Source organism: Buttiauxella sp. B2 (assembly GCF_006376615.1).
GTDB lineage: Bacteria > Pseudomonadota > Gammaproteobacteria > Enterobacterales > Enterobacteriaceae > Buttiauxella.
Map to the genome: position 1 here is coordinate 113,661 of NZ_VEXQ01000010.1, position 13,425 is coordinate 127,085.

General features: G+C 49.2%; 11 protein-coding genes. 3 read left to right on the forward strand and 8 right to left on the reverse strand.

Annotated elements, in window-relative coordinates; all coding sequences use genetic code 11:
- Positions 1-192: 192 nt before the first annotated feature.
- From FH968_RS13140 to yieE, 3 genes are all read right to left on the reverse strand, one after another.
- Positions 193-1,662, reverse strand: a complete 1,470-nt coding sequence (locus FH968_RS13140) for an amino acid permease (RefSeq protein ID WP_139880236.1) — start codon at positions 1,660-1,662, stop codon at positions 193-195.
- A 205-nt stretch (positions 1,663-1,867) separates the two neighbouring features.
- Positions 1,868-2,977: an SDR family oxidoreductase gene (locus FH968_RS13145; protein ID WP_139880238.1), complete on the reverse strand. Its 1,110-nt coding sequence runs from the start codon at positions 2,975-2,977 to the stop codon at positions 1,868-1,870.
- Positions 2,978-3,241: 264 nt separating this feature from the next.
- Positions 3,242-4,108 (reverse strand): DNA-binding transcriptional regulator YeiE, encoded by an 867-nt coding sequence (yieE, locus tag FH968_RS13150; RefSeq protein WP_139880240.1) that lies wholly within the window; start codon positions 4,106-4,108, stop codon positions 3,242-3,244.
- Positions 4,109-4,212: 104 nt separating this feature from the next.
- On the opposite strand from yieE, the gene FH968_RS13155 reads away from it, so the two are divergent.
- Both FH968_RS13155 and nfo read left to right on the forward strand, forming a co-directional pair.
- The gene (locus FH968_RS13155) at positions 4,213-5,262 is read left to right on the forward strand and encodes a YeiH family protein (protein ID WP_139880242.1); all 1,050 of its coding nucleotides are present in this window, start codon (positions 4,213-4,215) and stop codon (positions 5,260-5,262) included.
- A 77-nt stretch (positions 5,263-5,339) separates the two neighbouring features.
- Entirely contained in the window at positions 5,340-6,197 is an 858-nt protein-coding gene (nfo, locus tag FH968_RS13160) for a deoxyribonuclease IV (protein WP_139880326.1), read from the forward strand.
- 71 nt (positions 6,198-6,268) lie between these two features.
- On the opposite strand, the gene FH968_RS13165 is transcribed toward nfo, so the two are convergent.
- Together FH968_RS13165 and rihB are read right to left on the reverse strand one after the other, a co-directional pair.
- A complete protein-coding gene (locus FH968_RS13165) occupies positions 6,269-7,519 on the reverse strand; it encodes a NupC/NupG family nucleoside CNT transporter (RefSeq protein ID WP_139880244.1) in 1,251 nt (416 codons plus the stop codon).
- Between the two features lie 105 nt (positions 7,520-7,624).
- Positions 7,625-8,557, reverse strand: a complete 933-nt coding sequence (gene rihB, locus FH968_RS13170) for a ribosylpyrimidine nucleosidase (protein WP_139880247.1) — start codon at positions 8,555-8,557, stop codon at positions 7,625-7,627.
- 129 nt (positions 8,558-8,686) lie between these two features.
- Between rihB and FH968_RS13175 the strand changes: the two genes are divergently transcribed.
- Complete coding sequence (locus FH968_RS13175) at positions 8,687-9,385, forward strand: transcriptional regulator YeiL (RefSeq protein WP_139880249.1); 699 nt, start codon at positions 8,687-8,689, stop codon at positions 9,383-9,385.
- A gap of 83 nt (positions 9,386-9,468) precedes the next feature.
- Here FH968_RS13175 and fruA read toward each other — a convergent pair whose 3' ends face one another.
- From fruA to fruB, 3 genes are read right to left on the reverse strand one after another with little or no spacing between them, the layout of a single operon-like run.
- Positions 9,469-11,160 carry a PTS fructose transporter subunit IIBC gene (fruA, locus tag FH968_RS13180; RefSeq protein WP_139880251.1) on the reverse strand — a complete coding sequence of 564 codons (1,692 nt, stop codon included), beginning with the start codon at positions 11,158-11,160 and terminating at the stop codon, positions 9,469-9,471.
- 15 nt (positions 11,161-11,175) lie between these two features.
- Positions 11,176-12,114, reverse strand: coding sequence for a 1-phosphofructokinase (gene fruK / locus FH968_RS13185; RefSeq protein ID WP_139880253.1), 939 nt, complete (start codon positions 12,112-12,114; stop codon positions 11,176-11,178).
- Positions 12,111-13,244: a fused PTS fructose transporter subunit IIA/HPr protein gene (fruB, locus tag FH968_RS13190; protein ID WP_139880255.1), complete on the reverse strand. Its 1,134-nt coding sequence runs from the start codon at positions 13,242-13,244 to the stop codon at positions 12,111-12,113. The genes fruK and fruB overlap by 4 nt, the downstream gene beginning before the upstream one ends.
- Positions 13,245-13,425 lie beyond the last annotated feature (181 nt).

Genomic DNA, 13,425 nt, shown 5'->3' on the forward strand with positions numbered 1-13,425 from the left:
CTGATGCGTCATTTGCTACTTTGGCAAGCGACTGCGGCCTTTACTCACCGACATCCAGCGGTGATAAAGAGTGGCGACACCATAGATTAAACGAGAATAGTTATCAATCAAATTGTTAAAATTTGTAATACATAGAAAGGAAGTTTGCGGGGGAGAGATAAAAAAGGGCGCGATAATCGCGCCCTTCTGGGGTTACTTTTTAAACGTCTTTGGGAAGGTCATTTCACTGTATTTAACGAAACGAGTTCCTTTTGTAATCCGGTAACCGAACCAAATAGCCAGGAACAGCGGGATACCAATGTAGGTCGCCGTTACACCTGCCCAGTCGATTCTATCGGCCAGGAATGCTTCGTAGTTCTGACCCAAAGTGATAACAAGGCACAGGACGAAGGCAAAGATTGGCCCCACAGGGAAGAAACCGGAGACATACGGTAAATCTTTAAGATCAAGCCCTTGCTTCACATAACCACGACGGAAACGGTAGTGGCTAATCGCAATCCCCAACCAGGCGATAAAGCCAGTCATGCCGGATGTATTGAGCAGCCACAGGTAAACAGTCTGGTTGCCAAACATAGAGGTCAGGAAGCACAAACCCGCCACAACGGTAGTCGCGTACAGCGCGTTACGTGGAACACCGCCTTTGGACAACTTCGAGAAAATGCGCGGCGCTTTACCGTCGCAAGCCAGGGTATAGAGCATACGAGTAGATGCGTACATCCCGGAGTTACCCGCAGACAGTACCGCAGTCAGAATAACCGCATTCATTACTGCCGCAGCAGACAACAGGCCTGCGTGTTCAAATACCAGAGTGAACGGGCTAACGCCGATATCTTTTACATCGTTACGCAGCAGGCTCGGATCGGTATAAGGAATGATCAGGCTGATAATCAGAATCGCGAACACATAGAACAGCAGGATACGCCAGAACACCTGACGCACCGCACGTGGGATGTTCTTGCCTGGATCTTCAGATTCGCCCGCAGCCACACCAATAAGCTCGGTCCCCTGGAACGAGAAGCCGACTATCATCGCCACACCGATCATGGCGGAGAATCCACCGGCAAACGGTGCATCACCAATCGCCCAGTTGCTCCAGCCCGCAGGTTGTGCACCTTTAAAGATGCCAAGAATCATCATCAGGCCGACAATGATAAAGATAATTATCGTCGTCACTTTAATCAGTGAGAACCAGTATTCTGCTTCGCCAAAGCCTTTAACGGAGATGTAGTTGAGCAAGAACATAATGCCGAGGAACAGCGCACTCCAGATCCAACCAGGGGTGTCCGGGAACCAGTAGTTCATCACAAGTTGTGATGCGACAAGGTCAACGGCGATAGTTACCGCCCAGTTGTACCAGTAGTTCCAGCCCAGTGCGAAACCAAAACCTTCTTCTACGTAATGTTGCCCGTAGGTAGCAAAAGAACCAGAAACCGGCATGTAAGCCGCAAGCTCGCCCAAGCTTGTCATCAGGAAATACACCATCAGACCAATCAGCATGTAGGAGAGCAGCGCGCCGCCAGGGCCCGCCTGAGAAATGGTTGCGCCAGAGGCAACAAATAGCCCAGTACCGATGGAGCCGCCGATGGCGATCATCGTTAAGTGGCGCGCTTTTAGCTCACGACGTAAGCCAGGCGCTTGTGTTGTTTTATCTTGAGAAACCATAGAAAATTGCGGTCCATACAAAAAATGAGGCGAGATTGTAGCAAACCAGTCTGATACTTATAGTAGAAATGCGCTGTTATAAGACAGCTTCATGATCGGAGGTGAATTATAAGTAATGCACTTATGACAGGGGATGGTGAACGGTTTTTGAAGGAGTTTGAATGAGAGATGGGAGTCCCTTCCCGGGCATATAACGCAGTGGCTGCTATTTAAAATCGACTTTCATTAATTCGGGAATGGTGGCATCGCGTGTCGTTTCCACGCAACGGTTGATGTAATCAACGAAACGTGGTGGCGGTGACATACCTAAATCAAGCAGCTTTTTATTTGAAAAACGCACATTCAACATCGAAAACTCGCCATACAAACGCATTGCTTTTAGCATTAACCTTTCATTGCATGGGCCGTAAATTGTTTTGAAATCTCTACGATCTTTTACCAGTTCGCTGTAATCCACCTGCTGGTAAGTTGAATAGATAGGTTTTTGATTGAGCGCCACAGCCATTGCCTTATCTATTTCGACAAACGGCGTGCTTCCGGTATCACCAGCCGATATGTGATAAACCTTTTCAGTAAGCCCTGGGCGTTTCGTTAATAACAACAGCGCTTCGGCACAGTAGTCCACTGGGATAACATCTATTTTATCATCCATTGAACACATGAATTTACCGAGCATCAGCACCATGCGGAATACCCAAAAAATGCTGCTGGATGGACGGCAACCTTCTTCGCTGTGCCCCACCACGATTGAAGGACGAGCAATCACCAATGGTAGTTGCGGGCAGTGCTCTATAATCAATTGTTCAATGGTAGATTTAGACCACGTATATTGCACCAAATGTTCTTCTTCTGGTTTACGCGTCATGCTTTCAGTCACCAGCGTTCCCGCTTCTGGAACGCATGACATCGCTGTTCCCACGTGTACAAAGCGAACCAAACCCTGAACATCCGCCATTCTCTTTACGAATTTCAGTGTCCCTTCTACGTTCACTTTCCAGATCAACGCATTATCGCCAAATGAAGCAACAGCGGCGGAGTTGATCACATGAGTGATATAAGGAAGCCGGGCATCATCCAAAAAATCTTCTGACGTTGCCAAATCACCAAGCAATATATTTTCTTCATTAATTTTATTAAGTAAGGCTTCACTGCATCCAAACTTAGCAAGATTGTTTCTGACTCGAATGACACCTTCTTCGGGAGAGTTTGCTCTCACCAACAATAGAAATGAGTCAATCGAAGAGTCAGAAAGCGCTCGCGCTAATACAGCACCACCCAGGAAGCCAGTGGTTCCGGTAATCAATAGATTGCTCATTTTAGAAACTCTGAATTTAAAAATACCATACTAAGTTGCGATTTATAAACAGTGCATAAATAAAACCAGCAACAAAAAATCACAGCCTTTATTATTTGTAACTTATTGTATTTTTAATAGAGCTATTAAGTTTAAAATCAAAGTTGTTTAAATACGGTATATTGATTATAAAAAAATTTAATGTCTTAACACACCAAACAACCAACATTAAATTAACGAAAACAGTCAGGCTGTTTTCATTAATTAACCTTTATGCTTACGCCCCTACGCTTCGCAATACTTCAAAAAGCGCAGCAATGCGTTGGAAATATGTTTTTGACGATGATGAATACGGTACAACGTGCGCACCAAACGCGGCAGTGGAACAGGCACTACCACCAGAGATCCGGTTTCCAGTTGTTCTGCAATGACTCTGCGCGACAGACAGCTAATGCCAAGACCATGACGCACGGCATGTTTAATCGCCTCTGAATTCCCCAATTCCATACCAAGATGGAACTGCGGCAAATGCGAAAGCAGTAGGTAATCGACAATTTCACGCGTACCGGAACCTTTTTCACGTAAGATCCACGGCTGTTCTGCCAGGCTTTGCAACGTGACCGGTTTTTGCAATAAAGGCGCGTCTGGAGGAGCAAAAACCACCAGCTCATCTTCCAACCACGGCTCTGTAACCAGCTCAGTCATATGGCTCGGGCCTTCAATCAGGCCGATATCGACACGGAAATCAGCCACCGCATTAATCACATCCTGGCTATTACCGACACTCATATCCAGCGGAAGTGAGGGAAAGTCACGGCGGTAGTGGGCAATCATTTCCGGCAGGATATAGTTGCCAATAGTACTGCTGGCATAAACGCGGATGGCTCCGTTGTCTTCTTTAAAGAGTTGTTCGACTTCCGTCGCCTGTTCCAGCAAACCCACCACGCGCGGGTATAACAAGCGGCCATGTTCGTTGACCACCAGGCGCTTGCCTACCCGGTCAAACAATTGCACGCCCAACTGTCCTTCCAGGTCGGACAATGCCGCACTCACCGCAGACTGCGATAGCGCCAGCATCTGCGACGCCTGAGTAGTCGACCCGCTTTTAAGAACTTCGGCGAAAACTTCAAGTTGCCGTAGCGTGATATGCATGGTGGATGCGCCTTAACACTTATTCAGATTGATTATAAATATATAATCAATTTTATTTTTAAGCCAGCTGGCCTTATCCTTATGCCAACAAAAAGGAGAAGGTTATGGCTACGTTATCAATTCCCACTCGTCGACATACATTGTGGCATTTCCTGCCAGGACTGCTGCTTGCAGGCGGCATTACAGCATTGGCGCTATGGTTGGGTAACATTCCCTCCGTTGCAGGCTTCGGCTTGGGTGCGTTAACACTCGCTATTTTGTGTGGGATGGTGATTGGCAACACGCTCTACCCGAAAATCTGGAAGCACTGCGATGGTGGCGTGCTCTTTGCCAAACAACATTTGTTGCGCCTGGGCATCATTCTTTATGGCTTCCGACTGACGTTTTCGCAAATTGCTGATGTCGGTGCCAGCGGTGTCATCATCGACGCCCTGACATTATGTAGCACTTTTGCCCTTGCCTGCTGGCTCGGCCAGAAAGTCTTTGGTCTGGATAAGCAAACCAGTTGGTTAATCGGTGCCGGTAGTAGTATTTGCGGTGCGGCAGCGATTCTGGCAACAGAGCCTGTGGTTAAGGCGGAGGCCAGTAAAGTCACAGTTGCCGTTGCGACGGTAGTCATTTTCGGTACGCTGGCTATCTTCATTTATCCAATGATTTATCCGTACGTAACACAGTGGTTTACACCGGAAGCCTTTGGTATCTACACCGGTTCAACCATGCATGAAGTCGCGCAAGTAGTTGCTGCGGGGCATGCGATTAGCCCTGAAACTGAAAATGCGGCAGTCATTGCTAAAATGCTGCGCGTTATGATGTTGGCTCCGTTCCTGATTTTCCTGGCAGCTCGTGTTAAACAGCTGGCTCCCGCAGGCGAAGCGCAGAAAAGTAAAATTACTATTCCATGGTTTGCAGTGCTGTTTATTGTGGTGGCGATGTTTAACTCGCTGCACCTGCTGCCAGCCTGGGCTGTCAATGCTTTGATTACTTTGGATACTTTCTTGCTAGCCATGGCGATGGCGGCGTTGGGTTTAACCACTCATTTCAGTGCGCTGAAAAAAGCCGGTGTACGTCCACTGTTGATGGCGCTGGTGCTGTTTATCTGGCTGATTGTTGGCGGTGGTGCAATTAACCTCGGTATTCATCACCTGATGGCATAATTTGGAACGGTAAAATACTGTCTAACCCGCTATCATGGTCGGTTTCCCGGTAGCGGGTTTTGACAGGAGAAAGAATGATGAAGTTTATTGGCGCACACGTCAGTGCCTCTGGTGGTCTGGAAAATGCTGCAATTCGTGCATACGAGCTGGAAGCCACTGCTTTTGCCCTGTTCACCAAAAACCAACGTCAGTGGCGTGCAGCACCGCTTACCGACGAAGTTATCAGTAATTTCAAACGCGCCTGTGAAAAGTATAATTACGGTCCAGGCCAAATCCTCCCCCACGACAGCTATCTGATTAACCTCGGTCATCCCGTTGAAGAAGCGTTGGAAAAATCCCGCGAAGCCTTTATTGATGAGATGGAACGCTGCATGCAGTTGGGTCTGACGCTGCTGAACTTCCATCCTGGCAGCCACTTGAAACAAATTCCCGAAGAAGAGTGCCTGGCCCTTATCGCGCAGTCGATAAACATCGCGCTGGATAAAACCGAAGGTGTGACGGCAGTGATTGAAAACACGGCAGGCCAGGGTAGCAATCTCGGTTTCCACTTTGAACATCTGGCAGCGATCATTGATGGCGTAGAAGATAAGTCTCGCGTAGGTGTTTGTATTGATACCTGCCACGCCTTTGCGGCGGGTTATGACCTGCGTACCGAGGCTGACTGCGAACAGACTTTTGCTGAATTTGACAGAATTGTTGGGTTCAAATATTTGCGCGGCATGCATCTTAACGACGCGAAAAGTGCCTTTGCTAGCCGGGTAGACCGCCATAACAGCTTGGGAGAAGGCAATATTGGCCACACGCCATTTAGCTGGATTATGCGCGACAACCGCTTTGACGGGATCCCGTTGATTCTGGAGACGACCAATCCGGATATTTGGGCTGAAGAAATTGCCTGGCTGAAAGCTCAGCAAACAGAAAAAGCCGTCGCATAACCCCGTATTATATAACGGCTAACTCCACAATGACGGAATAACGCGCCAGTCACCACTGGCGCGCATTTCTGTCAGGCCAGACCGATAAAGAAACCGGCGATGGTGGCACTCATCAGATTAGAGAGCGTAGCCGCAGCCAGTGCCCTTATTCCCAGTTGAGCGATTTCTGGCGCACGCTGGGGCGCAACGGCAGAAAACGCCCCAACCACCACCCCGATAGAACCAAAGTTTGCAAACCCGCACAGCGCAAACGAGATGATAGCGATCGTCTTCACATCAAGTGTACCGCCAGTTTGCAGATACGGAGAGAAATGGAGGTACGCGACAAATTCGTTTATCGCCAGTTTCTGTCCAATCAAGCTTCCAGCCAGTGTCGCATCACTCCAGTCTACGCCCATTAACCAGGCCAGTGGCGCAAGCAGATAGCCAAAGATCCCTTCCAGTGTGGCGTGACCAAAACCAAACCAGCCGCCAACACCACCTATAACGCCATTAATCAGTGCGATAATGGCGACAAATGCCATCACGACCGTCGCCACGCCTGCTGCGATTTTCAGTCCGGTCATCGCCCCACTTGCTGCAGCTTCAATAATGCTTTTCGGCGGTGTCTCGGTGAACGACAGATTCTCAAAAGTAACCTGTGTTTCTTCCGTTGCCGGGCTCAGCATTCGAGCAAACAGAATCCCCCCGGGGATAGCCATCAATGAAGCTGCCAGCAGATAATCAATTGGCACACCCAGCCCGGCGTAACCAATCATTGTTGATCCAGCAATAGAGGCCATCCCGCTACAAATTGCGGTAAACAGTTCATTGCGATTGAGGCGGTCGATAAAGGGTTTTACTATCGCTGGGATTTCATTCTGTCCAAGAAAAATGGTAGTGACCGCAACAAAAGATTCGATCTTACTGATGTTCAGTGCTTTCTGGAAAATACCGCCAAGAATACGGATAAGTCCCCCCATCACACCGACGTAATAAAGCAAGCTCACCAACGCGGTAATAAAAATAATTGCCGGTAGCACACGAAAGGCAAACACAAATCCAGCACCATCAAATACCTGGTCCATTCTTGGCCCCACCAACGAACCAAAAATAAACGCGCTACCGGCATCGCTGTAGGTCATGACTTTATGCACGCCCAACGCGGCTTGTTCGGCCAGCCATTTCCCTGGAGGGAAATAGAGCATTACACCGCCGATGGCGATTTGCAGCACCAGCGCCGCCCCTACCGTACGTAGGCTAATGCGTTTTTTATTTACTGACAGCAAAAAAGCTATCGCCAGTAATACAGCCATACCCAGAACACTTCTCATTACATCCATAATGATTTCCCGCCATGCCAGGTCTGAACTCGTTATGGGCGACCGCTTACTGCCCATCAGGTTTGGGCAGTTACCTAATGCTGCCACTAATACGTCGGTGTTGGATTAGATGTACTTGCGCACACACTCTTCCACCAAATCCCAGAACCAGCCGGTATCGATAGCCATACCGACTTTTACATTTACCGGTTTTCCCAGAACACCCAATTCATCACAGACAGTACGGCCATAGCACGGGCCACTGTTTACATCGACCTCCACATACATGTCCTGTGTTTTGATGCCCTGAGGATTAATGAGATAGCCAATACAGGTCGCGTCATGCACTGGGCCACCCGCCAGGCCGTAGTTCTCATATTGCGTTTTGAGGGTAAAATTCATGATGTCGCTGAACAACTGGCCGGCGGGGCCACCTACCTTTTCCATACGGGTAATGACATCAGCGGTGCAGACGGTTTGGTTAGTCAAATCAAGCCCCATCATCACCAGTGGCACGCCAGAGGTGAAGACAACACGAGCCGCCTCAGGGTCGGCGAAAATATTGAACTCTGCCGATGGGGTAAAGTTACCTGTGCCGTATGCCCCGCCCATCAGGACTATTTCACGGATTTTTGGCAGGATGGCGGGCTGCATACGCATTGCCACCGCAATGTTGGTCAATGGCCCTACCGGCACCAATGTAATATCGCCGTCGCTTGCCATCAGCGTATCGATAATATATTTAACTGCATGAGTACTTTCTGCTTTACGGGTTAACGGTGCAAATACCGGCCCATCCAGACCTGATTCGCCATGAATATTATCCGCAACAATCTGCTGTCGCATAATTGGCTGTGGCATCCCGGCATAAACAGGAGCATTAATATTCAGTTGCTGACAGACATTTAATCCATTAATTAATGTTTTATCCAGCGTTTGGTTTCCAGCAACAATGGTTATACCCAGTAATTCAATCGCCGGATGTTTCGCCGCCATCATTATAGCAATGGCATCATCATGACCTGGATCGCAATCCAGAATAATCTTTCTTGTTTCCATATCTTATTTCCCTTGTTCGCTGTTACGTTATTTTAGGTTCACCAAAGATGATTAGGTCTGGTCGATGATTGAATCATAACGACAGAAAACGTATGCTGAATATGAGAAATCTCATACCGGAAAACTATTGTGAAAGAAATCCAAAATGACGATCTCAGACAGCAACTGATTAGCAATTCTGGTTATAAAGAATGCTTCTCTGTTGATGTTATACGCGATACCCGGTTGCTACATATCGCAGCCGGAGACTACATTGTGCGGGAGGGAAATCAACCAGGATACCTGTTCTATCTGGTTCGTGGGCGAGCCAAGCTCTATGCCACGTTACCCAATGGACGAGTCTCACTGATTGATTTTTTTGGTGCACCCTGCTTTATCGGTGAAATTGAATTAGTCGATACCGATCATGAACCGCGCGCTGTCCAGGCTATTGAAGAGTGCTGGTGCCTGGCGCTGCCCATGAAGCAATATCGGCCCCAGTTATTAAACGATGCCAAATTCCTGCGCAAACTTTGTGTAGCGTTAAGCCATAAGAATTACCGAAATATTGTCTCACTCACCCAAAACCAATCATTCCCGCTGATTAACCGCCTGGCGGCTTTTATTTTACTGACGCAGCATAGTGATCTGTATAGCGAAAAACACACACAGGCTGCGGAATATATGGGTGTCAGCTATCGTCACCTGCTATTTGTGATAGCACAATTTACTCGAGATGGTCTGCTGTTAAAACAAAAAATGGGTTATGGAATTAAAGATAAGAAGAGATTAATGGCGCTGGCACTTGAGATGGATCCTGAGAATAATTTTACTGACTTATTACATTAACTAAATATCTTAAATAACTCGAGCTGCAAGGATGATGGGTATAAAAGGGCAGAGAAATCTCTGCCCTGAATATATGCGTTAACTTAAGCCGTTTTTACTGCAACTTCCACTTCCGGACGCTTGAGGAAGGCATAAGACAAACCTGCCAACAACGTCCCAACAACTATCGCAATCAGATAACCCAGAACCGGTGTAATTGCACCAGGGATTAACAACACGAACAAGCCGCCATGTGGAGCCATTAGCTTGGCACCAACAGCCATGGAGATTGCGCCAGTCACCGCCCCACCAATAATACAGCTAGGCAGAACACGCATTGGGTCACGAGCAGCAAACGGGATGGCCCCTTCGGTGATAAAGCACAGGCCCAGAACTAAAGCTGCTTTGCCGCCTTCTTGCTGTGCTTTGTCGAACTTACGACGCGCGACAATTGTCGCCAGTCCCATTGCCAGCGGTGGTACCATACCTGCAGCCATAATGGCGGCCATTGGTGCGTAAGTTTGGGTGCTGAGTAAGCCGACACCAAATGCGTAAGCCGCTTTGTTCACCGGCCCTCCCATGTCAGTACACATCATGCCACCGAGAATTGCGCCCAACAGTACCGCGTTCGCCGTGCCCATGGTTTGCAGCCAGTGAGTCAAACCTTCGAGGATTTTAGCAACCGGCGTACCGATCAGGTAAATCATCGCCAGACCCACAACCAGGCTTGAGAACAGTGGAATGATAAGGATCGGTTTCAGCGCTTCCATACTTGATGGCAGTTTCAGCCTGGTACTGATCATCTTCGCAATATAGCCTGCGAGGAAACCCGCAATAATACCGCCGATAAAACCAGACCCGGTGCTAACCGCTAACATACCGCCAATAAGACCCGGCGTCAGACCTGGGCGGTCAGCAATTGAGAACGCGATGTAACCGGCAAGAACCGGAACCATCAGAGCAAAAGCTGAGCCCCCACCGATTTGCATCAACGCCGCAGCCAGTGTGCCCGGCTCTTTAAACGCTTCAATACCAAAAGCGAACGAAAGCGCGATACACAGGCCACCTGCAACAACCATCGGCAGCATATATGAAACGCCGGTTAACAGATGGCGATAGGCACCCGCTGCCTCTTTTTTGCCTTCTTTAGCGTTAACAGCGCTTTGCCCTGTTGCTTCAAAAGGTGTCGCTTCAACAACCGCTTTATCCAGCTCTTGCGCAGTTTTCTTCAGCGCCAGACCCGTTGAGGTACGATACATCGGTTTGCCAGCAAACTTCGCCAGGTCCACTTCGATATCAGCCGCAACAATCACCAAATCCGCTTCCGCGACTTCTTCTGGTGTGATGGCATTGCCCGCACCCACTGAACCACGTGTTTCAACTTTTACCCACCAGCCGCGTTTTTTAGCTTCGGTTTCAATGGCTTCCGCCGCCATAAACGTATGCGCGACGCCAGTCGGGCAAGCCGTTATGGCGACAACACGCTTTGGCCCTTTTGCCACGGCGACTGGGGCAGTACTGACCGGAGCGGTATAAGGCTTCGCTTTATCTTTCGCTTCACCTAAAAAAAGCTCCGGGTGCTGAACGGCACGGTCGATATCACCCAGAAATACTTTCTTGCCATTAAGCGAGCTATCAGCAGGAATGGCGCTACCCACTACGATAGCCATTTCGGCATCATTCGGGTTGTCGATAATCTGCAAGCGCGCTTTTAGAGCGGCAGAACCCAGCAGCGTTTTCGCAAGGTATGCGCGAGCTTGCCCGAGGCCAGGTTCGATAATCAGCAGCGTTTTCATTGTTCCTCTCCTGAATCAGTTAAACGGTTGCAGATCAACACGAGCCATCATGGCTGCCAGTTGAGTGCGATCGGTGATACCGACATTGCTCTGGCTTACCGCCAGCGCCGCAACTGCGGTTGCAAGACGTAAGGTATGTTCGCTGGATTCACGCATTAACAGGCCATAAATAAGCCCGCCGACCATAGAATCCCCTGCCCCAACGGTACTGACGACTTCGCAAAACGGAGGTTTCGCAATCCATTCACCAGAAGCGTTAACCCAAAGCGCACCTTCAGCACCCAGCGAAATCACCACATGCGCAATTCCCTGTTCACGCAGTGCGTGAGCGGCTTCAATTATATCTTTCATTTCTGGAAGCTTGCGACCCGCCCAGATTTCCAGCTCGCGGCGGTTTGGTTTTACTAACCATGGAGCGGCTTTCAGCCCGGCGACTAACGCTTCGCGGCTGCTGTCGAAAATGATGCATGGGCATTGGCTACGCAGACGCGTCATCCAGTCGGTGAAGGCTTCAGGGGAAACGCCTGAAGGCAAACTGCCGCTTACGCAGACCATGTCAAACTGGCCGAGCCAGCTCAAGGAATCAGCGACAAATCGTTCCCAGTCAGATGGGGTTACTTCAAAACCAGAAAAGTTGAAGTCGGTAACTTCACCATCTTTTTCAGTCAGCTTAACGTTGATGCGGGTACGTCCCTGCACCACCTGGAAGCGGTTGGCAATACCCAGTTCGCTGAACAATTGCTGAAAACCGTCCTGATTGTCTTTACCCAGGAAGCCGCCAACGGTGACATCGATACCAAGATCTTTGAGCACCTTGGCAACATTGATCCCTTTCCCAGCTGCGTGCAGGCCGGTAGTACGAACCAGGTTAACTTCACCTCGTTCAACTTCCGGGGTGTAACCGACGAGATCATAAGCCGGATTTAGTGTGATTGTTGCAACGCGACGACTCATGCTGCCCCCTCGCCCAGACCGGCTGCTACCGCTTCACCAATGGCATTCAGCGCCTGTTCAGCATCTTCACCCACCGCTGTGAAACGCAGGTGATGGCCTTTCTTCACGCCCAGAGCGACGACTTTCATCAGGCTGCGGCCATTGGCTGGTTTGCCAGTACCATCTAGGTTTGTCACGGTAATCTCACTATTAAATTGTTTTATGGTGTTCACCAGCACAGTACCTGGACGTGCGTGCAGACCATGTTCGTTTCGAATCTGGAATTCCGCGCTCAGGCTGTTTTGTGCAGGTTCAACGTCCGTTGTCAGCAGCGTCAGCAATGCTGGCGCATCTGCGTTCAGCAAACGGTCAGCCGTGTTGCTAATCAGCATATCGCTAAGACGATTAAGAACTTGCAAAGGTTGGTCATCGACCACAGCAACCGTCATCAGCATAGATACCGGCTGGCCTTCAGCTTCAAACACAGCAGCAGGACGGCTGATAGCCACAGCACTGGCGAGGTTGCCTTCGGTGCTGTCGTTCAGCCAGATGCCCTGGCCAAGATAAAGTGGTTTGTTGGAAACAACGTGGCTGACAAATGCAGTATCTGCCGCTCCGGCCTGCTTAATGCGCCCGGCGTTTAAGGCTTGCAGCGTCATCAAGTCAGTTGCAGTCACATCCAATGCCAATAATGAGTTATCAAACAGCAAAGATGCAGATTGTTTTTCGCCCATCAGCAAAGCACGCAGCTCTTCTGCTGAAGTTGCAGTTTTGAGTTGTTCAGCCACTGCGTCATCGCTGAGCACATGTGTCAGCTGACGCAGTAAACCCAGATGCTCGTCAGAGCGCGCAGCAATACCAATGACGACATAGGCTTTTTGGCCTTCGCCCCACTCAATACCCTGCGGGAACTGAAACACCTGAACACCGGTTTTCAGCACCAGATCACGGGTATCTGTGGTGCCATGTGGAATGGCAATACCATTGCCAAGATAAGTGGAGGTTTGCAGCTCACGGGCCAACATACCTTCAACGTAGCCAATACTGACGTTCCCGGCCTGCGCGAGCGCAGTGGCAACCTGACGTATGGCTTCCTCTTTATTTCCGGCGCTAACGCCCGGATGAATATCCTGCACTGATAACTGGAACATGGTTCTCCTCTCCGCTGAATTGAAACGATTCAGCTATAATGAGAAAAAATGCGCCATCCCACTCCTGATATCAAATAAGACGACGCTGAAACGTTTCAATGAGTGTGAGGATTCCTCGCGATTCAGGCAAGAAATGTTGTGATTCCGTTACCAGAATTTAGAGGTTACGCACATTTTTACC

Excerpts from the sequence above, each read along its gene's own strand:
- nfo (WP_139880326.1), top strand. The coding sequence starts at position 5,340 with ATGAAGTTTATTGGCGCACACGTCAGTGCCTCTGGTGGTCTGGAAAAT.
- FH968_RS13155 (WP_139880242.1), top strand. The coding sequence starts at position 4,213 with ATGGCTACGTTATCAATTCCCACTCGTCGACATACATTGTGGCATTTC.
- yieE (WP_139880240.1), bottom strand. The coding sequence starts at position 4,108 with ATGCATATCACGCTACGGCAACTTGAAGTTTTCGCCGAAGTTCTTAAA.
- FH968_RS13140 (WP_139880236.1), bottom strand. The coding sequence starts at position 1,662 with ATGGTTTCTCAAGATAAAACAACACAAGCGCCTGGCTTACGTCGTGAG.
- fruB (WP_139880255.1), bottom strand. The coding sequence starts at position 13,244 with ATGTTCCAGTTATCAGTGCAGGATATTCATCCGGGCGTTAGCGCCGGA.
- fruK (WP_139880253.1), bottom strand. The coding sequence starts at position 12,114 with ATGAGTCGTCGCGTTGCAACAATCACACTAAATCCGGCTTATGATCTC.
- FH968_RS13165 (WP_139880244.1), bottom strand. The coding sequence starts at position 7,519 with ATGGATGTAATGAGAAGTGTTCTGGGTATGGCTGTATTACTGGCGATA.
- FH968_RS13145 (WP_139880238.1), bottom strand. The coding sequence starts at position 2,977 with ATGAGCAATCTATTGATTACCGGAACCACTGGCTTCCTGGGTGGTGCT.
- fruA (WP_139880251.1), bottom strand. The coding sequence starts at position 11,160 with ATGAAAACGCTGCTGATTATCGAACCTGGCCTCGGGCAAGCTCGCGCA.
- rihB (WP_139880247.1), bottom strand. The coding sequence starts at position 8,557 with ATGGAAACAAGAAAGATTATTCTGGATTGCGATCCAGGTCATGATGAT.